Annotated in this window: 20 protein-coding genes and 1 tRNA gene; 9 read left to right on the forward strand and 12 right to left on the reverse strand. The window is 64.9% G+C overall.

The window, feature by feature from the left end:
- Positions 1 to 6: 6 nt before the first annotated feature.
- From GV035_RS11980 to hda, 5 genes are all read right to left on the reverse strand, one after another.
- On the reverse strand, positions 7 to 687 hold the full coding sequence (locus tag GV035_RS11980; RefSeq protein ID WP_159835321.1) for a deoxynucleoside kinase: 681 nt from the start codon (positions 685 to 687) through the stop codon (positions 7 to 9).
- A complete protein-coding gene (folK, locus tag GV035_RS11985) occupies positions 684 to 1,238 on the reverse strand; it encodes a 2-amino-4-hydroxy-6-hydroxymethyldihydropteridine diphosphokinase (RefSeq protein WP_159835322.1) in 555 nt (184 codons plus the stop codon). The genes GV035_RS11980 and folK overlap by 4 nt, the downstream gene beginning before the upstream one ends.
- Before the next feature lie 105 nt (positions 1,239 to 1,343).
- The gene (gene pcnB, locus GV035_RS11990) at positions 1,344 to 2,963 is read right to left on the reverse strand and encodes a polynucleotide adenylyltransferase PcnB (protein WP_159835323.1); all 1,620 of its coding nucleotides are present in this window, start codon (positions 2,961 to 2,963) and stop codon (positions 1,344 to 1,346) included.
- The gene (locus tag GV035_RS11995) at positions 2,956 to 3,642 is read right to left on the reverse strand and encodes an HAD family hydrolase (protein WP_159835324.1); all 687 of its coding nucleotides are present in this window, start codon (positions 3,640 to 3,642) and stop codon (positions 2,956 to 2,958) included. The genes pcnB and GV035_RS11995 overlap by 8 nt, the downstream gene beginning before the upstream one ends.
- A gap of 11 nt (positions 3,643 to 3,653) precedes the next feature.
- Complete coding sequence (gene hda / locus GV035_RS12000; protein ID WP_159835325.1) at positions 3,654 to 4,469, reverse strand: DnaA regulatory inactivator Hda; 816 nt, start codon at positions 4,467 to 4,469, stop codon at positions 3,654 to 3,656.
- Positions 4,470 to 4,704: 235 nt separating this feature from the next.
- Between hda and purM the strand changes: the two genes are divergently transcribed.
- A complete protein-coding gene (purM, locus tag GV035_RS12005) occupies positions 4,705 to 5,760 on the forward strand; it encodes a phosphoribosylformylglycinamidine cyclo-ligase (RefSeq protein ID WP_159835326.1) in 1,056 nt (351 codons plus the stop codon).
- A 57-nt stretch (positions 5,761 to 5,817) separates the two neighbouring features.
- On the opposite strand, the gene miaA is transcribed toward purM, so the two are convergent.
- Together miaA and mutL are read right to left on the reverse strand one after the other, a co-directional pair.
- Positions 5,818 to 6,786 (reverse strand): tRNA (adenosine(37)-N6)-dimethylallyltransferase MiaA, encoded by a 969-nt coding sequence (miaA, locus tag GV035_RS12010; protein WP_159835327.1) that lies wholly within the window; start codon positions 6,784 to 6,786, stop codon positions 5,818 to 5,820.
- Positions 6,783 to 8,735 carry a DNA mismatch repair endonuclease MutL gene (gene mutL, locus GV035_RS12015; protein WP_159835328.1) on the reverse strand — a complete coding sequence of 651 codons (1,953 nt, stop codon included), beginning with the start codon at positions 8,733 to 8,735 and terminating at the stop codon, positions 6,783 to 6,785. Before mutL ends, miaA begins: the two co-directional genes overlap by 4 nt.
- A 168-nt stretch (positions 8,736 to 8,903) precedes the next feature.
- On the opposite strand from mutL, the gene GV035_RS12020 reads away from it, so the two are divergent.
- Entirely contained in the window at positions 8,904 to 9,563 is a 660-nt protein-coding gene (locus GV035_RS12020) for a VTT domain-containing protein (protein WP_159835329.1), read from the forward strand.
- A 78-nt stretch (positions 9,564 to 9,641) separates the two neighbouring features.
- Here the strand turns inward: GV035_RS12020 and GV035_RS12025 are convergent, their stop codons facing one another.
- Positions 9,642 to 9,902, reverse strand: coding sequence for a GlsB/YeaQ/YmgE family stress response membrane protein (locus tag GV035_RS12025; RefSeq protein ID WP_442859555.1), 261 nt, complete (start codon positions 9,900 to 9,902; stop codon positions 9,642 to 9,644).
- Positions 9,903 to 10,463: 561 nt separating this feature from the next.
- Here GV035_RS12025 and GV035_RS12030 point away from each other — a divergent pair.
- From GV035_RS12030 to GV035_RS12040, 3 genes are read left to right on the forward strand one after another with little or no spacing between them, the layout of a single operon-like run.
- Complete coding sequence (locus GV035_RS12030) at positions 10,464 to 11,366, forward strand: peptidoglycan DD-metalloendopeptidase family protein (RefSeq protein WP_236572589.1); 903 nt, start codon at positions 10,464 to 10,466, stop codon at positions 11,364 to 11,366.
- 14 nt (positions 11,367 to 11,380) lie between these two features.
- On the forward strand, positions 11,381 to 11,932 hold the full coding sequence (gene bamE, locus GV035_RS12035; protein ID WP_159835331.1) for an outer membrane protein assembly factor BamE domain-containing protein: 552 nt from the start codon (positions 11,381 to 11,383) through the stop codon (positions 11,930 to 11,932).
- Between the two features lie 36 nt (positions 11,933 to 11,968).
- Entirely contained in the window at positions 11,969 to 12,355 is a 387-nt protein-coding gene (locus GV035_RS12040) for a hypothetical protein (RefSeq protein ID WP_159835332.1), read from the forward strand.
- Between the two features lie 806 nt (positions 12,356 to 13,161).
- On the opposite strand, the gene GV035_RS12045 is transcribed toward GV035_RS12040, so the two are convergent.
- The 4 genes from GV035_RS12045 to GV035_RS12060 all read right to left on the reverse strand — a co-directional run bounded on the left by GV035_RS12045 (position 13,162) and on the right by GV035_RS12060 (position 17,534).
- Positions 13,162 to 13,238 (reverse strand) — tRNA-Met (locus GV035_RS12045).
- 95 nt (positions 13,239 to 13,333) lie between these two features.
- Positions 13,334 to 14,992 carry an MFS transporter gene (locus tag GV035_RS12050; protein ID WP_159835333.1) on the reverse strand — a complete coding sequence of 553 codons (1,659 nt, stop codon included), beginning with the start codon at positions 14,990 to 14,992 and terminating at the stop codon, positions 13,334 to 13,336.
- Positions 14,993 to 15,230: 238 nt separating this feature from the next.
- Positions 15,231 to 16,805 carry a sensor histidine kinase gene (locus GV035_RS12055; RefSeq protein WP_236572590.1) on the reverse strand — a complete coding sequence of 525 codons (1,575 nt, stop codon included), beginning with the start codon at positions 16,803 to 16,805 and terminating at the stop codon, positions 15,231 to 15,233.
- A gap of 12 nt (positions 16,806 to 16,817) precedes the next feature.
- Entirely contained in the window at positions 16,818 to 17,534 is a 717-nt protein-coding gene (locus GV035_RS12060) for a response regulator transcription factor (RefSeq protein ID WP_159835334.1), read from the reverse strand.
- 264 nt (positions 17,535 to 17,798) lie between these two features.
- Here GV035_RS12060 and recA point away from each other — a divergent pair, with 264 nt between their 5' ends.
- From recA to sucC, 4 genes are all read left to right on the forward strand, one after another.
- Positions 17,799 to 18,869, forward strand: a complete 1,071-nt coding sequence (gene recA / locus GV035_RS12065; protein WP_159835335.1) for a recombinase RecA — start codon at positions 17,799 to 17,801, stop codon at positions 18,867 to 18,869.
- A 379-nt stretch (positions 18,870 to 19,248) separates the two neighbouring features.
- Positions 19,249 to 20,094, forward strand: coding sequence for a recombination regulator RecX (gene recX, locus GV035_RS12070; protein ID WP_236572591.1), 846 nt, complete (start codon positions 19,249 to 19,251; stop codon positions 20,092 to 20,094).
- A gap of 134 nt (positions 20,095 to 20,228) precedes the next feature.
- Entirely contained in the window at positions 20,229 to 20,855 is a 627-nt protein-coding gene (locus GV035_RS12075; RefSeq protein WP_159835336.1) for a DUF2889 domain-containing protein, read from the forward strand.
- Positions 20,856 to 20,971: 116 nt separating this feature from the next.
- Positions 20,972 to 22,138 carry an ADP-forming succinate--CoA ligase subunit beta gene (sucC, locus tag GV035_RS12080; protein ID WP_159835337.1) on the forward strand — a complete coding sequence of 389 codons (1,167 nt, stop codon included), beginning with the start codon at positions 20,972 to 20,974 and terminating at the stop codon, positions 22,136 to 22,138.
- The last annotated feature ends 96 nt before the right edge of the window (positions 22,139 to 22,234 follow it).

The following is a 22,234-nucleotide window of genomic DNA, read 5'->3' on the forward strand; positions in this document are numbered from 1 at the left end:
GAACGCTCACACCGATACGCCTTTGACAAAGAATTCCTTGCGCCCGCGCATGGTCTCGATACGCTCGACGAGCAGTTCCAGATCGTCGTCCGACGCGACCGGATTCAGATGCTCCGCGTTGACCGTGAGCAGGGGCGTGGCGTCGTAGTGATAGAAGAAGTCGTTGTACGCGTCGGTCAGCGCGCGCAGGTATGAGTCGGAGATTTGCAGCTCCATCGGCAGCGCGCGTTTCTGGATGCGCGAGAACAGCACTTCCGGGCTCGCCTGCAAATACACGACGAGATCCGGCGCGGGCGCGCTCGCCGCGATGCGCGAGGCGATATCCCGGTACAGGTTGAACTCGTCGTCGGTCAGCGTGAGGCGCGCAAAGAGATCGCTCTTTTGCGTGAGAAAGTCGGCGATCAGCGGCGTGTTCTGCGTGAGCATGTCGGCCACTTCGCGCGTTTGCGCGACGCGCTGCAAAGCGAAACTCAACTGCGTCGAGAGCGCGTGGCGCGTCGTGTCGCGATAAAAGCGTTCGAGGAACGGGTTGTCCTGCGGGCGCTCGAAAAGCGTACGCATGGACCAGCGTTCGGCGAGCCGCGTTGCCAGCGTCGTCTTGCCGACGCCGATCGGCCCTTCGATCGCGATATAACGATGCGGCGGCCGCAGTTGCGGCGCCGTTACGGTGAGTGGCGGAACGCTCATCGGCAGTTGGCTTTGGTGGAGACGATGGAGGCTTCTGCCGCAGCCGGCTGCGCGGCAGGCGCCGCGCACTGGCATACGGCGACTTTCTCGATACGCTGATCGGCGACGCCCGCGACGAACGCATCGGCGCGGCCGCGTTGCGGAATGATGAGATCGGGTTCGAGCTCGACGAGCGGCACGAGCACGAACGCGCGCTCGGTCATGCGCGGATGCGGCACGACGAGATCCATGTCGTCGATGCTGAACGCGCCGTAGAGCAGGATATCGAGGTCGAGCGTGCGCGGCGCATTGCGATACGGCCGCTCGCGCCCGAACTGTTCTTCGATGAGATGGCACAGGCGCAGCAGCGCGCGCGCGGGCAACGTCGTTTCGAGCTTCACGACGCAATTGAAGTAATCGTCGCCGGATGCGTCGATGGGCGCGGTGCGATACAGGCTCGACTTCGCGAGCACGGTGATCGTGCGCTGCTGGGCGAGACACACGACTGCGTCTTTCAGCGTTTGGCGCGCATCGCCGAGATTCGCTCCGAGGCCGAGAAAAGCAATCGTCATGGCAGAAGTCCTACGCGTAGGTCCTGGGCGATGCAGCGAAGCGTCGAAACGCCGGCACGCTGCCCGGGTGCAAACCGTTATCCGCTACTGTAGCGAAAACCGGCTCTATTCGTTGTCCGCGCCTTCGTTTTTCGGCGCAGCGCCGGCTTCGTTCGCGACACGGTCGGAATCCGCCTCGCGCTCGCCATCGGCCGCTGCGTGTTGTGCGCCTTCGCCGGCCTCGCTTGTCTTGCGCTTCGCGTTGCTGCGCCGGCGGCGCTTCTTCGGCGCGGCGCGCTCCTTGCCGCCTTGCGTCAACAAGGCTTCGCGCGCGGCGCCGTCACCGTCGATGAACTCGGTCCACCATTGGCCGATGGCCGCATCCAGTTCGCCCGATTCGCACCGCAGCAGCAGGAAATCATAACCCGCTCGGAACCGTTGATGTTCCAGCAGCTTCATCGCGCTGCGGCCGCGCTTTTCCAGCCGATGCTGCAAGCCCCAGATCTCGCGCATGTCGGCCGAATAACGCTTGTGGATCGCGAGCTTCTCGGTCTGCATGTCGAGGACATCGTCCATGGCGCGGTTCAGCGCGGGCACCGGATAGTCGCCCGCGCCCGTGTACTTCTGCCAGCGCGTCTGCACGTCGTGCCACAAGAGCGTGGCGAAGAGGAAGCTCGGCGATACCGGCTTGCCCGCGCGCACGCGCTCGTCGGTGCTGGTGAGCGCGAGCGTCACGAACTTTTCGCCGTGCGGCTGTTCGAGCACGACATCGAGCAGCGGCAGCACGCCGTGATGCAAGCCTTCCTGACGCAGACGCGTGAGACACGCGAGCGCGTGGCCGGAGAGCAGCAGCTTGAGCATCTCGTCGAAGAGACGCGCGGCCGGCACGTTGTCCATCAGGTCGGCGAGTTCCTTGATCGGCGCGCGCGTCGCTTCGTCGATCTCGAAGCCGAGCTTGGCCGCGAAGCGCACGACGCGCAGCATGCGTACCGGGTCTTCGCGATAACGCGTGGCCGGATCGCCGATCATGCGCAAGAGACGCGCGCGAATGTCGGCCATGCCGTCGTGATAATCCAGCACGGTTTGCGTGGCCGGATCGTAGTACATCGCGTTGATGGTGAAGTCGCGGCGCGTGGCGTCTTCGTGCTGCTCGCCCCACACGTTGTCGCGCAGCACGCGGCCGCTCGCGTCCACCGCGTGCGTGCGCATGTCCAGTTCGCCGCGCCGGTAGCGCCGCGGCGCTTCGGCGGCGGGCTCGGGCGGCGCGTCGACGAGCGCGCGGAACGTGGACGTTTCGATGATCTCCTGCCCGAACTGCACGTGCACGATCTGAAAGCGCCGCCCGATGATGCGCGCCCGGCGAAAGAGCCGCTGCACTTCGTCGGGCGTGGCGTCGGTGGCGACATCGAAATCTTTCGGCGCGACGCCGAGCAGAAGATCGCGCACCGCACCGCCGACGATGAACGCCCGATGCCCCGCCTGCTGCAAGCCTTCAGTCACGCGCACGGCGTTCCTCGAGATCAGCGACGGATCGATGCCGTGAATGTCCGACGACAGAATCACCGGCACGTTCGGGTCGCGCTTGGGCGGCGCGGCGGCCTTCTTGCGCGTGATGCGCGTGCTCTTGCGGGCGGCGGCTTTCGCTTCGGTGGGTTCGGCGGATGCGCCCGGCGTGTCGTTCGGAGCGCCTTCGCTGGAATCGGCGCTCTCTTGTCCGAACAGCTTGCGGATGAGTTTTTTAATCACGTGTATCGAAGAGGTTCAGGATGCGCCAGCCTTTGGCTTGCGCATGCGCGCGCAGGGTGTCGTCCGGATTGGTGGCGATCGGGTCCGTGACGCGCTCGAGCAGCGGGATGTCGTTATGCGAGTCGCTATAGAAATAGCTGCGCTTGAAGTCGCCGAGCGTCTTGCCGAGCGACGCGAGCCATTCTTCCACGCGCACGATCTTGCCCTCGCGATAACTCGGCGTGCCGCGCGGCCTGCCGGTGAAGGCGCCGTGCGGATGATCGCCGACCGTTTCGACTTCGCACGCGATCAGCGTCTCGATGCCGAACGCTTCCGCGATGGGCGCGGTGATGAACGCGTTCGTCGCGGTCACGAGGCAGCACAGATCGCCGTCGTCCTGATGCTCGCGCACGAGCGTGACGGCGGCCGGCACGATGCGCGGATTGATGACCTCGTGCATGAACTGCGCGTGCCAGTCGGCGAGCTGTTCGCGGGAGTACTTCGCGAGCGGCGCGAGCATCGCGTGCAGGTACGCGTTGATGTCGAGCACGCCCGCCTTGTAGTCGGCATAGAAGGCGTCGTTCTGACGCGCGAAATCCGTCGCGTCAACGATGCCGAGCTTCACCATGAAGCGGCCCCATTCGTGGTCGCTGTCGGTGGGAATGAGCGTGTGGTCGAGATCGAAGAGGGCAAGGTTCATGGGAGCGCATTCTACTTGAAGCGGGTCGGAACGTTGTCCGGTGCGGCGTCGGCGTCGGGCGCGGCCGAAAGCGGCGCGGCGCGTTCGTCGCCCTGCGCGTCCTGCGGCGTGTCCGGCGTGACGGCCACGAGCGGCCCCACGCGCCCGGTTTGCGACAGCATTGAGCGCAAGAGCGCGCGCGTGACCCTGCGCTTCTGTTCGAGCGAGAAACGGTCGAGGTCGTCGAAAAGCGCCATCAGACTCGGCATGTCGCGGCGGAAATGCGTGAGCAGATAGGCGGGCACGTCTTCCGCGAGCACGATGCCGCGCTCGTGCGCCGCGTGCTTCAGCACCGACGCCTTCGCTTCATCGGAGAGCGGCAGCACATGAAACACGAGGCCCCAGCCGAGGCGGGTGCGCAGGTCTTCGCGCACGGCGAGCGTCATCGGTGCGGCGTTGCCGGTGGCGACGAGCGCGCTCGCCGGATACGCCCGCACTTCGTTGAACAGATTGAAGAGCGCGATCTGCTGCGCGGGGACAAGGCGGTCGCAGTCGTCGACGGCGTAGAGCGCGACCTGCGGATCGAAGCAGAACGCGTTCAGCGTGCTTTGCGGACTCAGATAACGGGCGCGGCTGCCCGCTTCGTGGACGAGCGCATGAAGCAGATGACTGCGCCCGCTGCCGGGCTCGCCCCACACATAGAACGTGCGGTCCGCGACCGGTCCGGCCGCGAGCGCGCCTTCGAGCTCGCGCAACCGCGTGACCAGTTCGTGGTTGCCGGCGGCGAAGAAATTATCGAAGGTGGCGGGCGGCGGGGTGCCGAGGTCGAGCGTCAGTTGGCGTTGCACGGGGAATGGATGTCGTCGGCTGGATGCTGCGTTCTCTCGAAAACTGGCGGCGCACGCATCACAAATGCGGGGGAGGCCGCCTGCGACAAGCGGCGGGGCCCGCCGGCGCGTTTCGTCGGCGGGGCCGCTTTGTCTCGAAAAGGCGCTGCCGCGCGGCGGTGAAAGCTGCCGGGCGACCGTCCTCGGATCATCATCGGGTAAAATCGCATTTTACCGACCTTCTCGCTCTCGCCCCATGAATCAACCGAAATCCGCCCCGGACACCCAAGGTTTGTCGTATCGCGATGCAGGTGTCGATATCGACGCGGGCGATGCGCTCGTCGACCGGATCAAGCCGTTTGCCAAGAAAACCTTGCGCGACGGCGTGCTGGGCGGCATCGGCGGATTCGGCGCGCTCTTCGAAGTGCCGAAGAAGTACAAGGAGCCGGTGCTCGTGTCGGGGACGGACGGGGTCGGCACCAAGCTGCGCCTCGCGTTTCAGCTGAACCGGCACGACACGGTCGGGCAGGATCTCGTCGCGATGAGCGTCAACGACATTCTGGTGCAGGGCGCGGAGCCGCTTTTCTTCCTCGATTATTTCGCGTGCGGCAAGCTCGACGTGGACACCGCCGCCGATGTCGTCAAGGGCATCGCGCAGGGCTGTGAATTCGCGGGCTGCGCGCTGATCGGCGGCGAGACGGCGGAAATGCCGGGCATGTACCCGGACGGCGAATACGATCTCGCGGGCTTCGCGGTCGGCGCGGTGGAGAAGAGCAAGATCATCGATGGCAGCACCATCGCCCCCGGCGACGTCGTGCTCGGGCTGGCGTCGAGCGGCATCCACTCGAACGGCTATTCGCTCGTGCGCAAGATCATCGAGCGCGCGAATCCCGATCTCGACGCCGATTTCGACGGCCGCTCGCTCGCCGATGCGCTGATGGCGCCGACGCGCATCTACGTGAAGCCGCTCCTTTCCGCGATGCAGAGCATCACGGTGAAGGGCATGGCGCACATCACGGGCGGCGGGCTCGTCGAGAACATTCCGCGCGTGCTGCGCGACGGCCTGACGGCGGAACTGGATCATCGCGCGTGGCCGCTGCCGCCGCTTTTCGCGTGGCTGCAAAAGCACGGCGGCGTCGCCGATGCGGAAATGCATCGCGTGTTCAATTGCGGGATCGGCATGGCGGTGATCGTCGCCGCCGAGGACGCCGATGCGGCAACCGGCCTGCTGTCGGCGGCGGGCGAGCAGGTGTGGAAGATCGGCGTCGTGCGCGAGCGCCGCGAAGGCGAGGCGCAGACGGTCGTGGTTTAACTCTGCAGGCAGACGTTGGGCCTAGAAAGCCGCTACGCATGAGAATGCGGGCGGCTTTTACTTTTTTGCCGCCACGCGCTCTATTTCGCGCACCGCCTGCTCCGTCGCATCGGGCGCGCAGCAATCCACCACCACGCGCTCCGGCATCGCGCGCAGCCACGTCAACTGACGCTTGCACAACTGGCGCGTCGCGAAAATGCCCTTGTCGCGCATCTCGTCGTAGGCCGTCACGCCGTCGAGATATTCCCACGCCTGCCGATAGCCGACGCAGCGCATCGACGGCATCAACACATCCAGATCGCCGCGCGCGCGCAGGCGCTTCACTTCGTCGATGAAACCGTGCGCCAGCATCGCATCGAAGCGCGCCGCGATGCGCGCGTGCAGCACCGCGCGGTCCGACGGTTCGAGCGCGATCGGCACGAAGCGATACGGCGCTTCCTGCTCCAGCACGCGCGGCGCGGCGAGCAGCGCGGACATCGGCTGACCGGACAGCAGGTAGATTTCAAGCGCGCGCTGGATGCGCTGGGAGTCGTTCGGCGCGAGCCGTGCGGCCGTTTGCGGATCGACCGCCGCGAGCCGCGCGTGCAGCGCCGGCCAGCCATCGCGCGCGGCGTCGGCATCGAGCGTGGCGCGCACGGCGGGATCGGCGGCAGGCAGGTCGTTGAGACCTTGCGTGAGCGCCTTGTAGTACAGCATCGTCCCGCCGACCAGCAACGGCACGTTCCCGCGCGCGATGATCTCGCCGACTAGCCGCAGCGCATCCGCGCGAAACTGCGCGGCAGAATACGACTCGGCGGGATCGATGATATCGATCAGATGATGCCGCGCCGCCGCCCGCTCCGCCGCGCTGGGCTTGGCCGTGCCGATATCCATGTGGCGATAGACGAGCGCCGAGTCCACGCTCACGATCTCGACCGGCCGCGCCGACGCCGCCGCGAACGCGAGCGCCGCCGCCGTCTTGCCGGACGCCGTCGGCCCGAGGAGACAGGCCACACGCGAGGCCACGCGCAAAGCGGTATCGCTCATTGTCCGCGCATGAAGAGGCGGTCGAGGTCCGCGAGCGTCAGTTGATACCACGTCGGGCGGCCGTGATTGCATTGGTCGGCGCGCTCGGTGGCTTCCATCTGACGCAGCAGGGCGTTCATTTCGTCGAGCGTGAGGCGCCGATTCGCGCGCACTGCGTTGTGGCACGCGAGCGTGCCGAGCAGTTCGTGCTGACGCTCGGTGAGCACGCGCGATCCGCCGTACGCGTGCAGGTCGGCGAGCACGGCGCGGGCGAGCGCGGACAGGTCCGCGTCCTTCAGCAGCGCAGGCACCGCGCGAATCGCGATGGAAGTCGGCGACAGCACGGCGAGATCGAAGCCGAGCGCGTCGAGCGTCTCGCGCTCTTCATCGACGATGCCGATTTCGACCGGGTCCGCCGTCATCGAGACCGGAATCAGGAGCGGCTGCACGGCGATGGAGCGGTCGGCGAGCGCGTGCTTGAACTGCTCGTAAAGAATGCGTTCGTGCGCGGCGTGCATGTCCACGATGACGAGTCCGCGCGCGTTCTGCGCAAGCACATAGATGCCGTGAATCTGCCCGACGGCGAAGCCGAGCGGCTGCTCGTCGGCGTGAGCGTGGCGGGCGGCGGCGTAGGCGGGCGCGCTGTCATCGTTGGCCCAGGCGACGGCGGACGGTGCGGCTTCGGCCGAGCCCGTCGTCGCGGCGGCATCCTTGCGCCCGAACAACGCGTCGTAGAGCGCGAGCGGCTGTGCGACGGGCAGCGTGCCTTGCGTCATGCGCGACTGGCGCATCCACGTCGTGCCGTTATCGTTTTTCGCGGCCGGTGCGCCCGCGAACGATCCCGCGCTCGCCGCAGGCCGTGCGCTGAACGAGGCCAGTCCGGTCGGTTCCAGTTGCGCGGCGTGCCCGCCCGATGTCGTTTCCGGCGACGCGCCCGCATGCCGCGCGAGCGCCCGCTGCACGGCGTGAAACACATACTGATGGATGGAGCGTGAATCGCGAAACCGCACTTCGATTTTCGACGGATGCACGTTCACGTCGACCGATTCGGGCGGCAGGTCGAGAAACAGCACGTACGCCGGATAGCGGTTGCCGTGCAGCACGTCCTCGTAGGCGGCGCGCACCGCGTGCGCGAGCAGTTTGTCGCGCACGAAGCGGCCGTTCACGAAGAAATATTGCTGGTCCGCGCGGCCTCGGCTGGCGGTCGGCAGGCCCGCGCAGCCGTACACGGCGAGCGGTCCGGCGCGCTCGTCGAGCGGCAGATGCGACGTCTCGAAGACTTCTCCCAGAATTTTCGCGACGCGCGTGGCCGGATCGCTCGCGTTCCAGTGCTCGATGGCCCGGCCGTTGTGCATCACCGAGAGGGCGACATCGGGCCGCGCGAGCGCCACGCGGCGAATGACTTCCAGACAATGGCCAAGCTCGGTTTGTTCGCTTTTCAGGAACTTTCGGCGCGCGGGCGTGTTGAAGTAAAGCTCGCGCACGTCGATGGTCGTGCCGACCGTGCCCGCCGCAGGCGAGATGACGCCCGTTTGCGCGTCGATGCGCGTGGCATGCGCGCAGTCTTCGGTGCGGCTCGTGATGAACAACTCGGCCACCGACGCGATCGACGCAATCGCTTCGCCGCGAAAACCGAGCGTGGCGACGGCTTCGAGGTCGGCGAGCGAGCGGATCTTGCTGGTCGCGTGCCGCATCAGCGCGAGCGGGAGTTCGCCGGGAGGCATGCCGCAGCCGTCGTCGGTAATCACGATGCGCTTCACGCCGCCTTCGTCGAGCGTCACGCGCAGCGTCCGCGCGCCGGCGTCGAGCGCGTTTTCCAGCAGTTCCTTGACCACGGACGCCGGCCGCTCGACCACTTCGCCCGCGGCAATCTGGCTGATGAGCTGGTCGGGGAGCGGGGCGATGGCGCGCGAACGGCGCGCGACGGCGGCGGTCGGAGCGCCGGCGGAAGATTCGTTGAAATCGGCCATGCCGAAATTATAGCCATTCGCATCGGGCGGCTCGCGCGGGCGCATCGGTCCGACAAGGCGGCGCGAGATGGCGTTTCGATGCGTGCTTTTTAACCGACGCGCCGGGTCACTTCGGTATCATGGCGCGACTCTTCGCTTGTTGCGGGCTCACTTTTTCGAGGAAAGCTTTTGGACACGCTGCTGCATTTCGTGGGACTTATCCTGCACATCGACAAATCGCTCGGTGACTTCATCCACACGTACGGCGGCTGGGTGTATGCCGTGCTGTTTCTCATCGTGTTCTGCGAAACGGGGCTCGTGGTGTTCCCCTTTTTGCCGGGCGACTCGCTGCTCTTTATCGGCGGCGCGTTCGCGGCCACGCACGAGATGGACCTCGGCGCGCTCATCGTCCTGCTGCTGGTCGCGGCCGTCGCGGGCAACACGGTGAATTACTGGATCGGGCGCGCCATCGGCCCCAAGGTCTTCGACACGAATATTCCGGTGCTCGAACGCTTCCTGGATCGCGCGGCGCTGCAAAAGACGCATAACTTCTATGAGCGCCACGGCGGCAAGACCATCGTGATCGCGCGTTTCGTGCCTGTGGTTCGTACGTTCGCCCCGTTCGTGGCCGGCGCCTCCGCGATGAACGCGACGCGCTTTCAGCTCTTCAACATTCTCGGCGCGGCAATCTGGGTGCTGTTTCTCGTGCTGCTCGGCTATTTCTTCGGGAATATTCCGTTCATCCGGCAGTATCTGAATGTGATCGTGCTGGTGGGGATCGGCGCCGCCATCGTGCCGATTGCCTTGGGCGCGCTGTGGAAGGTGAGCCGTCGCGGCTCGAAGGTTTGAGTGCGGGGTGACAGAAAGCGGACGGGCCGGCGCTTCGCGTGAAGCCAGCAAGCGCGGCCCGACGTGCCGATGCGCTCGTTATGCGCGCCGGAACAGGCGAATGATGAACAGCAGCACCACCGCGCCGATGACGGCTGTCAGCAGCGAACCGAGCACGCCGCCGCCGAGCGAAATGCCGAGCACGCCGAACAGCCAGTTGCCAAGCACGCCGCCCACGATGCCGACGAGAATGTCCACGAACACGCCGAAGCCCGTGCCGTTCATGATGAGGCCGGCAAGCCAGCCCGCGATGCCGCCGATGAGCAGGCTGACGATGAATGAGTGATGCAGGATTTGCATGCGCTATTACTCCGGAAAAATGAGAAATTGCAGGACTGCAGGAAGCTCCTGCTTTCGAGCGCAGTGAATGTAGCCGAAAGTGCGGTGCCAAAAGCGCGCAAACTGTCAAGGATTGTGGATGGCTGCGGCGTTATCCGACTGGCTTAGGCTTTTGCTGCGAGCGGTCATCGCCTGGCAACGGAAGGTGTATCGCCGGGCGAGCGCGCCGGTGGAAGAAATCGTGAAAAATTTAGAATCCCGAAGGATCAGGCGAAGTTTCGCCTAAAGTGTCTCGTTGACTGACCCAAGGATCTGAATTCTGTAATGTCTTATGCTGTCGTAGTTTCGTGTGGACGGAAGGCGAGGCGGTTGCCTAAGCGTGGCTCGCGGCTTGCGGTCATCGCGTTATGCGGACTGGCGCTCACGCTGCTGCCGGGTTGCGGTATCGTCGGATGTGTCGGGACTTCCGTGTATGGCGTCGGCTTGACCGTGTGCTAGCGCGGCGGCTGACGGCGGGAAAATCAAAGAGCGCAAAGAGCGTTGCAATAGATCAAGACAAAAAGCATGGGAAAGTTGGAGTCGATGCAAACAGTTGTCATGGGGCCGCGCACTCGGGCGGTCATCGCGAGTCTCGGGCTCGCCGCCGCCGTCATGGCGGGTCTCGCGGGTTGTACGTCGACGCCGCGCACGCCCGCGCCGATCGTCGACAATTCCATGTCGACGCCGCCTGTCGTCGTCAGCGCGCCGGCCAGCACGGCGCCTGGGCTTGCGGCGCCCGCAGCGTCGGCATCTGCGCCTGTCGAGGCGGGTTTTTATCGCGTGAAACCGGGGGATACGCTCTACGGCATCTCGCGACAGGTCAAGCAGAAGCCGGCCGATCTGGCGGCGTGGAACAGCCTGCCGGAGAGCCGCCAGGTCAATATCGGGCAAGTGCTGCGCGTGGTGCCGCCGGGTGCGTCGGCATCGGCTGCTGCGCCTGCTTCGTCTTCGAAGAACGTGCCGCCGCTGTTGCCGACGCCCGGCAAGCAGACGGCTGAAAAGCCGGCAGAGAAGCCGGCCGAAAAGGCTGCGGAGAAGTCCGCCGTCAAAAGCAGCGAAGCGACGGCGTCCGCGGGCAAAGGCACGTTCGTCTGGCCGGTGAAGGGCGAAATCGTGCGCGGTTTCGGGGCAAGCGGCAGCAAGGGCATTGACATCGCGGGCAAGGTCGGCGAGGCGGTGAAGGCCGCTGCGCCCGGCAAAGTGGTGTATGCGGGAAGCGGCTTGCGCTCGTATGGCCGCATGATCATCGTCCGGCACAGCAACGACTATCTGACCGCCTACGCGTACAACGAGAAACTGCTCGTGCGCGAGGGCGATACCGTCAAGCAGGGCGCGACGATCGCCGATATGGGCACCGGCCCGAGCGGGTCGCCGGTGCTGCATTTCGAAATCAGAAAGGCGGGCGCCGCCGTCGATCCCGTGCCGCTGCTCGGCGCGGGCAGTTGAGCGGAAGGAACCCTATGAAAAAATATGTATTCGCCGCAGTCGCCGCGGCCTCGTTGCTTGCGGGCTGCGATCAGCAGCAGAGCGGAGAAGCGATGAACAAACTCAGTTCGTTCTTCAACTCGGTGAAGCCCGACGTGCTCTTGCTCAAGGATCTGAAACCGGGCGTCACGACCGAAGCGCAGATCCGCAGTCAGATGGGCGAGCCGGAGACCGAACGCACCTACACGGACGGCTCGAAGCGCCTGGAATATCCGCGCGGCCCGGCAGGCACGAACACCTATATGGTCGATCTCGATTCCGATGGCCTGTTCGTCTCCGTCACGCAGGTTCTGACCGCCGAAAACATCGCGAAGGTGCGGCCCGGCATGACGCAGGACGAAGTGCGCCGGCTGCTCGGCAAACCGACGACGGTCGCCGAATACCGGCTGAAGCAGGAGCGCGTGTGGAGCTGGCACTGGCTCGAAGACGGCGTCAATCGCGACGCCATGTTCAACGCGCATTTCGGCCCGGACGGCACCGTGGTCACGACATCGCGTTCGGAGGCGGAGGGCGGCGGCCGGCATTGACCGCGCGAAGGGGTGCAGGGGTAAGGCGTTGAGGCAATGAGCGAAACATACATCGGCAAGCGGCAGCGCACATTGATGGACGAGGCTTCGCGATACCGCGAGCGCGCATCGGCGGACGCGAACGACGACGCATTCGTGCGCTGGGAATGCATGCGCGGACACCATTGGGACGATGCGCTGGACGCATCGCAGAACGTGCGCTGCATGAACTGCGCGACGCAGCGCCGCGAGGCGGAATTGAACCGGGCGCGCTCGATCGCAGGCGTTCGCGGCGGCACGCTCGTGCCGGCGGGCCACGCGACTGCGACGCCGTCGCTCACGTGGCAATGCGCCTTCGGGCACGTCTGGGAAGCGGACGCCGATGCGGCCCAGCGGCGCTGGTGCGATGAGTGCGCGCGCACGGTCTTTGCCCGTTATCGGTGAGCGGCCGGTCGCGATAAAGAAAAAGCCGGCGCGTGCCGGCTTTTAACTTCGTTGTCGGAGCGATGGCTGTTTGATGCTTCGCCTGCTACTCGCCGGGACGTTGGCAAAGACTTGCGCTCGACGTTCGGCGCCCATTCTTTACCCACGGCTCGGTCGAGTGCCGCCCGCTTTTGTGGTCTCTCCTTGCGCCCTGCAACTTCCCCCGTGCGCAAAACCAGTATGGCGCCGGGCGTATTGTATGAATGTACGGTTACTAACATTTCGTGCCAGATCAGGTTTTCGGTTGATGCCGGGGGCATGTTGTCGAAGGACGGGACGAACCGTGAAGCGGCACGTTACGCGCGCGAGCCAGCGTGGAGTTGTGACGCGAATGCGGCAGCGCATCGCCGAGGAGACAATGCATGGCGTCGTCGAGCGTTCGCTGGTCCGTGGCGTGATGTGCATCGACGGTTGCGCGTGAAGTCGCCGATAACCCGGCCGACGCGATTGGTCAGCGATCAGATGAGCCGGCGCAGTGTCGGCAAGAGCGCGGCCGTCGAGGGGGCGCGTGGCACTCAAGCTGCATGACGCCGGTCATCGGGCAGTCCGGCTTTGCGTCAGTGCGCTTACGAGCGGCGCGTGCGGCTTTTCGCCGGACGTCTGCCGGTGAAGGTTCGCGTGGACCGAGGCCGTCGCTGCGAGGGGCGCTGGATGCGATGGAGCATCGTCGGCTAACGCTGCGCAAAGAGAACAGCGCAGCGGCGTCGAATCCAAGCAGACGACAAAAAAGCCGCTGTCCTTGCGGAACAGCGGCTTTTTCTTGAAGCTGGTGGCGAATCAGGGACTCGAACCCCGGACCTGCGGATTATGATTCCGTCGCTCTAACCAACTGAGCTAATTCGCCGAAAGAAGCGAGATTATGGCGGCGCGTGAAACGCCTGTCAACCCCTGCCGCAATATTTCTGCAAACTCACGGCAGGGCCGACAGAACGCACGTCATCAATCCTCGTGATACACGTTCGATTTGCGCGTGTCCTTCACGAAAAGCATTCCGATCACGAACGTCGCGAGCGCAATCACCACCGGATACCACAGGCCGGAGTGGATGTCGCCGCGCGCGGCGACGATCGCGAAAGCCGTCGCTGGCAGAAAGCCGCCGAACCAGCCGTTGCCGATGTGATACGGCAGCGACATCGACGTGTAGCGAATCCGCGCCGGGAACATCTCGACGAGCATCGCCGCGATCGGGCCGTAGACCATCGTCACGAAGATCACGAGGATGGTCAGGATCACGATCGCCATCGGCCAGTTGATGAGCGCCGGATCGGCCTTCGCCGGGTAGCCCGCGCTCTTCAGGGTGCCGGCGAGCGTCTTGTCGAACGCCGCACCTTGCGCCTTGGCGTCGGCGGCCTTGCCGTCGTACGTGTTCACCACCGTCTCGCCGACCTTGATCTGCGCCAGCGTGCCGGCGGGCGCCGCCACGTTCTCATAATTCAAACCGGCTTTCGACAGCGCACTCTTCGCGATATCGCACGACGACGTGAACTTCGACGTGCCCACCGGATTGAACTGAAACGAGCATTCGTCAGGATTGGCGATCACGACGATCGGCGACTTCTGCGTCGCGGCTTCGAGCGTCGGGTTCGTGTAGTGCGCAAGCGCCTTGAAGAGCGGGAAGAAGCTCAACGCGGCGATCAGGCAGCCCGCCATGATGATCGGCTTGCGTCCGATGCGATCCGAGAGCGAACCGAAGAACACGAAAAACGGCGTGCCGATCAGAAGCGCCACGGCGACCATGATGTTCGCGCTGGTGCCGTCCACTTTCAGCGTCTGCGTGAGGAAGAAGAGCGAGTAAAACTGGCCCGTGTACCACACGACCGCCTGGCCCGCCGTCAGACCGAAGAGCGCGAGCAGCACGATCTTGAGGTTCTTCCACTGGCCGAACGCCTCGGTCAGCGGCGCCTTCGAGGTCTTGCCCTCGGACTTGATGCGCTCGAACACCGGCGATTCATGCAGCTTCATGCGAATCCAGACCGACACCGCCAGCAGCAGGATCGACACGAGGAAAGGCACGCGCCACGCCCATGCGCCGAACTGCTCTTCGCCGGTCGCCGTTCGCACCGCCAGAATCACGATCAGCGAGATGAAGAGGCCGAGCGTCGCGGTCGTCTGAATCCACGCGGTCCACGCGCCGCGCTTGTTCGCGGGCGCGTGCTCGGCCACGTAGGTCGCGGCACCGCCGTATTCGCCGCCGAGCGCGAGGCCCTGCAAGAGGCGCATCGCGATGAAGATGATCGGCGCGGCGATGCCTATGGTCGCGTAGCCGGGCAGGAAGCCGATCAGGAACGTCGAGAGGCCCATGATGACGATCGTCACCAGAAACGTGTACTTGCGGCCGACCATGTCGCCGAGCCGTCCGAACACGATCGCGCCGAACGGACGCACCGCGAAGCCCGCCGCGAAGCCGAGCAGCGTGAAGATAAAGCCCGCAGTCGGATTGACGCCCGAGAAAAACGTCTTGCTGATGTAGATCGCGAGCGAGCCCGCGAGATAGAAGTCGTACCACTCGAACACCGTGCCGAGCGACGAGGCGAAGATGACCTTCCGCTCCTCGTTCGTCATCGGCGCGTGGGAAATGCGCCCTTCGACCGTTGCCATGAATCGTCTCCTTAGGTTTTGCGTCTGATTCCCGATTCCATCGGGCCGCAAGGGCGGCACCGGTGCAAGGATTATTGGAACGAAAACTTACGGCGTTCTGACTCGGAATATTTCGGGTCTTTGCGTGGGTGAATCGACGAAGTTCGGGCAGTTGCTTTCAATCAGCGGCGATCGCGCGGGAAACCTCGCTCATTTTGCGCGGTCAGAAGGAAGAAGTCCCGCGCTTTGGGGCCCGCGCTCAGGGTTTGTCCCGGGCAGGATAAACCCGCTGCAAGCTGACGCGGACCAGCGTTCCGGCGAGCCGCGGCGTTTCCTGATAGACGTGATCCTCGATGGCGAGCGTGCCGCCATGTATCGCCGCGATCTCCTTGACGATGGCGAGCCCGAGCCCGCTGCCGTCGCCTTCACGGCCAAGAATGCGATAGAACCGCTCCACGACGCGCTCGCGCTCGGCCGGCGGAATGCCGAGGCCCGTGTCTTCCACTTCCACGTGCACGAGATCGGGATTCGTCTCGTCGGTCCGCACGCGCACGGTGATGCGCCCGCCCGACGGCGTGTAGCGGATCGCGTTATCGATCAGATTCGAAAGCATCTCGCGCAGCATCACCGCATTGCCTTCCACTTCGACCGGAAACGGCGGCTCCTCGTAGCCGATGTCCATGCGCTTCGCGAGCGCGGCCTGCACCCAGTCGCGCACGGCAAGACGCGCCAGATCCGTCAACTCGACCTGCGAGAAAATCTGCCCGTTCGCGCGATTCTCGGCGCGGGCAAGCGCGAGCAACTGCGTGACGAGCCGCGCCGCGTGCTCGGAACTGGTCGCGATCTGTTCGAGCGAACGCTGCACTTCGTTCGACACGTCCTGGCGCAGCGCGAGTTCCGCCTGCATACGCAGGCCGGCGAGCGGCGTTTTCATCTGATGCGCGGCATCGGCGATAAAGCGTTTCTGGAACTCCATGTTCTGCTCGAGCCGCGTGAGCAGGTCGTTGAACGATGCGACGAGCGGCGCGATTTCAGGCGGCGCGCGACCGGCTTCGAGCGGCGAGAGATCGTCGGGGCGGCGAGCGCGGATATTCGACTGCAGCGCGTGCAGCGGCGCGAGCCCGCGCGAAAGCCCGAACCAGACGAGCACGATGGCGAGCGGCAGGATCACGAACTGCGGCAGGATCACGCCCTTGATGATGTCGTTGGCAAGCTGGCTGCGCTTGTCGAGCGTCTCGGCCACTTGCACGAGCACCGGCTGCGCGTTTTCGGCATCGCGCCCGGGCAGGTCCACGGTGGTGTACGCAACGCGGATGTCGTTGCCGCGCAGCACGTCGTCCCTGAACTCAACGATGCCGGGCTGCGGGCGGTCGTCCTCGTGCGGCAGCGGCATGTCGCGGTCGCCGCTCACCAGTTCGCCGCGCGTGCCGAGCACCTGGAAGAACACGCTATCGACGTTGTCGGCGCGCAGAAAATCGCGTGTTGCGTCGGGCAGGCGCAGTTCCGCGACGCCGTTGACCGGCTGAATCTGCCGCGCGATGACGTAGGTATCGGCTTCGAGCGCGCGGTCGAACGGTCCGTTCGCGATGGACTTCGCGACCAGATAGGTCACGGCAATGCTCATCGGCCAGAGCAGCAGAAGCGGCGCGAGCATCCAGTCGAGAATCTCGCCGAAGAGCGAACGTGGATGCGTCTCGCTGTCCGGTTCGAGTTCATCGGGCGGGGCGAACGGATTGGCATAGCGTGCATCGCGCTGCGCGTCCGAATCCGCGGTGGCGGGCGGCGGCGTGCGCGGCGGCTCGTCTGCGCGCTTGCGGGAAACAGACGACGCCATGCGTGGCCTGCCTTAGTGATGTCCCGGCATCGACGCGCTCGCGGCCGGTCCGGACGCGCCGTTCGACGCCTTTTCCAGCGTATAGCCTAGACCGCGCACAGTGATGATGCGCGCGCCGCTCGGCTCGATCTTCTTGCGCAGCCGGTGTACGTAGACTTCGATCGCGTTGTTGCTGACTTCCTCGCCCCATTCGCACAGGTGATTGACGAGCTGTTCCTTCGACACGAGCCGCCCGATCCGCTGAAGCAGCACTTCGAGCACGCCCAGCTCGCGCGCCGACAGGTCGATCACCTGATCGCCGATATGCGCGATGCGCCCGACCTGATCGAACGCGAGCGAGCCGTGCCTCACGACGGTCGGCCCGCCGCCCGCGCCGCGCCGCGTGAGCGCCCGCACGCGCGCTTCGAGTTCGTTGAGCGCGAAAGGCTTGGCCATATAGTCGTCGGCGCCGAGATCGAGGCCCTTCACGCGCTCGTCGACGCTGTCGGCGGCGGTCAGGATCAGCACGGGCATCTGCGAATTGCGCGCGCGCAGCCGGCGCAGCACTTCGAGGCCGGGCATGAGCGGCAGCCCGAGATCGAGGATGAGCAGGTCGAACGGCTGGAGGCTCAGCGCGGTGTCGGCTTCGACGCCATGCTTCACATGGTCGACGGCGTATCCCGATTGGCGGAGTGATCGGACGAGGCCGTCCGCGAGTATGCTGTCGTCTTCGGCAATGAGGATTCGCATCGTCTGTGCGCCTGATGCGCAGTTGCGCATCGCATTGCCGGCACCGCATTTCGCCCGGCGCGGCGGTCTCCAGGTGTTATGCGGTTTTTGCGCGGTTCGGGCGACGTGGAAAAACGCCACGCCGCCCAATCGGGCTTGCAAAAACTACTGTTTTTTTATACAGTGTCTGCATCTGTGCGAAAAGCGGGTGAAAGCAGGCGAAAGCCGCATTCCGGCCCACGCGCACAAGCCTCAGACGCCGTTCATCATAGCAAAGGACGATTCATGGAAGAAAGCAAGAAAGGCCCGGCTGGCATGACTGCGGAAAAGAGCAAGGCGCTGGCCGCCGCGCTCTCGCAGATCGAAAAGCAATTCGGCAAAGGGTCGATCATGCGGCTCGGCGCGGGTGAGGCGGTCGAAGACATTCAGGTCGTGTCGACCGGCTCGCTCGGACTGGATATCGCGCTCGGCGTGGGCGGCTTGCCGCGCGGCCGCGTCGTCGAAATCTACGGTCCGGAATCGTCGGGCAAGACCACGCTCACGCTGCAGGTGATCGCCGAGATGCAGAAGCTCGGCGGCACGGCGGCGTTCATCGACGCGGAACACGCGCTCGACGTGCAATACGCGCAGAAGCTCGGCGTGAACGCGCAGGAACTGCTGATCTCGCAGCCGGACACCGGCGAGCAGGCGCTCGAAATCGCGGACGCGCTGGTGCGCTCCGGCTCCATCGACATGATCGTCATCGACTCCGTCGCGGCGCTCGTGCCGAAGGCGGAAATCGAAGGCGAAATGGGCGACTCGCTGCCGGGCCTGCAAGCCCGTCTGATGTCGCAGGCGCTCCGCAAGCTCACCGGCACCATCAAGCGCACGAACTGCCTCGTCATCTTCATCAACCAGATCCGCATGAAGATCGGCGTGATGTTCGGCAACCCGGAAACCACCACGGGCGGTAACGCGCTGAAGTTCTACTCGTCGGTGCGTCTGGACATTCGCCGTATCGGTTCGATCAAGAAGAACGACGAAGTGATCGGCAACGAAACGCGCGTGAAGGTCGTGAAGAACAAGGTGTCGCCGCCGTTCCGCGAAGCCATCTTCGACATTCTGTACGGCGAGGGCATTTCGCGTCAGGGTGAAATCATCGACCTGGGCGTGCAAGCCAAGCTCGTGGACAAGGCGGGCGCGTGGTACAGCTATAACGGCGATCGCATCGGTCAGGGCAAGGACAACGCGCGGGAATTCCTGCGCGAGAACCCGGACATCGCGCGCGAGATCGAAAACAAGATCCGCGAATCGCTCGGTGTGGCGGCGATGGCGGACAGTGTCGCCACGGGCGCAGCGGTAGCGGGCGACGAATAAGCGTCCCGCCGCACGCTCGATGTTCAAGCGCCGGTTCGGATCGAAGGCTGGCAACGCCGAGTTTCGGCGGAGCGGTGCCGGTCGGTCCGACGGCGCGCGCGAATCTGATGACGATGCTGCTTCCGAGCTCACTGCGCGTAGCGCCGATGGGCACGGCGAGAGTTCCGATCGTTACGAACGCAGCAGCGAACGACGCGAGGGATCGACCAAGTCACGCTGGTCCACTCGCAGCACCCCATCACGCGCCGACGCGAAGCCATTCGCGCCGGCGCGTGCTGTTTCTGAAACCGTTTCTGAAACCGCGCGAGCACTGCCAAACGATCGCGAGCGGCCGCAACTAACACCGGAGAGACCTGCGAACGCCGGATCGCCGCGCGCAGTGGCGAAAACGTTAGAGACCGCGCGCGGCAAGCGCCATACGGATTCGAGCGACCCAGCGCGCGCCGCACATCAGGCGTTGCCATCGCAAGAACCCGACCGCGCCGCACGTCTCGCGAAGGCGCGCTCGCTTCTCGAGCAGGCCACAACGCATCCCGCCCCGCATCCCGCCACGAAAAGCGACGCGCCGCCAAAGACGCCGGAAGCCGGTTTCCCCGACGAGCGCGCCGATCCTTTCTCGAATCCCTTCGAAGACGCCGATCCGTTCGAGCCGTTCGAGCAATGTGCTCCCGCCGCCGCGCCGGAACCACAAGGACACTCGGCCTACAGCCGCTCGACCGAACGCCCGCGCAAGGCACCGGACGCGAACAATCCAAGACGACCTCAACGCTCGCTAAAAGGCCGCGCGCTCGCTTACCTTTCGCGCCGCGAATACAGTCGCGCGGAACTGTCGCGCAAGCTGCGTCCGTACGTGCAGGAAGCCGACTCGCTCGAAAGCACGCTCGACAGCCTGGAACGCGACGGCTGGCTGTCCAACGAGCGTTTCGTGGAGAGCGTCGTTCATCGGCGGGCGGCGCGCATGGGCGGGAGCCGCATCATCAACGAGCTGAAGCGCCATGCGGTCGGAGAGGCGCTCATCGGCGAGACGGCGGACAAGCTCGCACAGACTGAAACCGCACGCGCTCAGGCTGTCTGGGAAAAGAAGTACGGCGTCGTGCCCGAGACGCCCGCCGAGCGCGCAAAGCAGGCGCGCTTTCTTGCGGCGCGCGGTTTCTCGGCCAGCACGATTGGAAAGATCCTGAAAGGCGGCGAGGAAGACTGGACGGACGAACCCATCGACGACTGACCTTCCCGATTCATGGCACTCCGGCACGCGCGACAGCCCGCGCGCCGCCGCCCGCCATTCATCAGGCGCATGCGCGGCCTCTGATACTCGCTATGCTAAAATTCAACGGTTTCCCCCGTTCCGGCTTGAGCCCCATGCCTCTTTCTCCGCCCGTTTCCCGACAGTTGCGCCATCGTCGCGCGATTCGGCTGGAAGCGTTCGAGCGGGACGACGGTCTGTGGGACATCGAAGCCTGTCTAACCGATGACAAGCCGCGCGACTTTCCGCTCGCGGCGGGCGTCCGGCCGCAAGGCCTGCCGATCCATGAACTCTGGCTGCGCATCACCATCGACCGCAAGCTCACCATCGTCGACGCCGAGGCGTCGTCGGAGTGGGCGCCGTACGCGGGGTTGTGCGCCGAGTCGAACTCCGCGTATCGCGCACTCATCGGACTCAATCTGCTTCAGAATTTTCGTCGCGAAGCCGGCGCGCGCCTGCGCGGAACGGCAGGCTGCACGCATCTCACCGAGCTGTGCGCCGTCTTGCCGACTGCGGCTATTCAAGCCTTCTCCGGCGAAGTGTGGTCCATCGAAAGCGGCAGTCCTTTTGCGCAAGCCCATGCGGACTCATCGGCAGCTCAGCCGCCGTTCCAGCTCGGCCGCTGCCACGCGCTGCGCTTCGATGGCCCGGCCGTGCGCGAGTACTATCCGCGCTGGCTCGGCTATGAGCCATCCCGGCCGGAAAGCCGGAGCGACGCGCAACACGAAGGGCCCGACACCTGACACGCTCGCCCGCCCAACGCGGAACGCGCCCGGCAACGGACAAGAATCAAACAATCAGCGGTTCAAGCAATTCGAATCAGAAGTTCACTCCAACTCTCAGACTGAAGGAATCACGCATGAAGATTCACGAGTACCAGGGTAAGGAAATCCTGCGGAAATTCGGCGTCGCGGTCCCGCGCGGCAAACCGGTGTTCTCGGTGGATGATGCGGTCAAAGCCGCGGAAGAGCTGGGCGGCCCGGTCTGGGTCGTCAAGGCGCAGATCCACGCGGGCGGTCGCGGCAAGGGCGGCGGCGTGAAGGTCGCGAAGTCGATCGAGCAAGTCCGCGAATACGCGAACCAGATCCTCGGCATGCAGCTCGTCACGCACCAGACCGGCCCGGAAGGCCAGAAGGTGAACCGCCTGCTGATCGAAGAAGGCGCGGACATCAAGAAGGAACTGTACGTCGGCCTCGTGCTCGACCGCGTTTCGCAGAAGATCGTCGTGATGGCGTCCAGCGAAGGCGGCATGGACATCGAAGAAGTCGCGGAAAAGACGCCTGAGCTGCTGCACAAGTTCGCCGTCGAGCCGTCGACCGGTCTGCAAGACAAGGACGCGGACGACCTCGCGCGCAAGATCGGCATTCCGGACGCATCGATTCCGCAAGCGCGCGCAATCCTGCAAGGCCTGTACAAGGCGTTCTACGAAACCGACGCATCGCTCGCGGAAATCAATCCGCTGATCGTGACCGGCGACGGCAAGGTGATCGCGCTCGACGCCAAGTTCAACTTCGACGCCAACGCGCTGTTCCGTCATCCGGAAATCGTCGCGTATCGCGATCTGGACGAAGAAGATCCGGCGGAAGTGGAAGCGTCGAAGTTCGACCTTGCTTACATCTCGCTCGACGGCAACATCGGCTGTCTCGTGAACGGCGCGGGCCTCGCGATGGCGACCATGGACACCATCAAGCTGTTCGGCGGCGAGCCGGCGAACTTCCTCGACGTCGGCGGAGGAGCCACGACCGAGAAGGTCACCGAAGCCTTCAAGCTGATGCTGAAGAACCCGAACCTGAAGGCAATTCTGGTGAACATCTTCGGCGGCATCATGCGCTGCGACGTGATCGCGGAAGGCGTGATCGCGGCGTCGAAGGCCGTGGACCTGAAGGTGCCGCTCGTCGTTCGCATGAAGGGCACGAACGAAGACCTCGGCAAGAAGATGCTGGCCGACTCGGGCCTGCCGATCATCTCGGCGGACAGCATGGAAGAAGCCGCGCAGAAGGTCGTCGCGGCAGCCGAAGGCAAGTAAGCGCGTTTCGCTTACCGAGCCTAAGAGAGCGTTCCACCAGATACGAATGGCGGCGCCAAGCATCTGCTTGAGCGACGCCAAACGAACAGAGGTCAC

This window comes from Burkholderia sp. 8Y, assembly GCF_902506145.1.
Classification (GTDB): domain Bacteria; phylum Pseudomonadota; class Gammaproteobacteria; order Burkholderiales; family Burkholderiaceae; genus Caballeronia.

Coding starts and splice junctions, on each gene's coding strand:
- mutL (WP_159835328.1), bottom strand. CDS start 8,735: ATGGCCGATTTCAACGAATCTTCCGCCGGCGCTCCGACCGCCGCCGTC.
- GV035_RS12060 (WP_159835334.1), bottom strand. CDS start 17,534: ATGCGAATCCTCATTGCCGAAGACGACAGCATACTCGCGGACGGCCTC.
- GV035_RS12055 (WP_236572590.1), bottom strand. CDS start 16,805: ATGGCGTCGTCTGTTTCCCGCAAGCGCGCAGACGAGCCGCCGCGCACG.
- miaA (WP_159835327.1), bottom strand. CDS start 6,786: ATGAGCGATACCGCTTTGCGCGTGGCCTCGCGTGTGGCCTGTCTCCTC.
- sucC (WP_159835337.1), top strand. CDS start 20,972: ATGAAGATTCACGAGTACCAGGGTAAGGAAATCCTGCGGAAATTCGGC.
- recA (WP_159835335.1), top strand. CDS start 17,799: ATGGAAGAAAGCAAGAAAGGCCCGGCTGGCATGACTGCGGAAAAGAGC.
- GV035_RS12025 (WP_442859555.1), bottom strand. CDS start 9,902: ATGCAAATCCTGCATCACTCATTCATCGTCAGCCTGCTCATCGGCGGC.
- GV035_RS12050 (WP_159835333.1), bottom strand. CDS start 14,992: ATGGCAACGGTCGAAGGGCGCATTTCCCACGCGCCGATGACGAACGAG.
- GV035_RS12030 (WP_236572589.1), top strand. CDS start 10,464: ATGCAAACAGTTGTCATGGGGCCGCGCACTCGGGCGGTCATCGCGAGT.
- GV035_RS11995 (WP_159835324.1), bottom strand. CDS start 3,642: ATGAACCTTGCCCTCTTCGATCTCGACCACACGCTCATTCCCACCGAC.
- bamE (WP_159835331.1), top strand. CDS start 11,381: ATGAAAAAATATGTATTCGCCGCAGTCGCCGCGGCCTCGTTGCTTGCG.
- GV035_RS12075 (WP_159835336.1), top strand. CDS start 20,229: ATGCCTCTTTCTCCGCCCGTTTCCCGACAGTTGCGCCATCGTCGCGCG.
- GV035_RS11980 (WP_159835321.1), bottom strand. CDS start 687: ATGAGCGTTCCGCCACTCACCGTAACGGCGCCGCAACTGCGGCCGCCG.
- folK (WP_159835322.1), bottom strand. CDS start 1,238: ATGACGATTGCTTTTCTCGGCCTCGGAGCGAATCTCGGCGATGCGCGC.
- GV035_RS12040 (WP_159835332.1), top strand. CDS start 11,969: ATGAGCGAAACATACATCGGCAAGCGGCAGCGCACATTGATGGACGAG.
- purM (WP_159835326.1), top strand. CDS start 4,705: ATGAATCAACCGAAATCCGCCCCGGACACCCAAGGTTTGTCGTATCGC.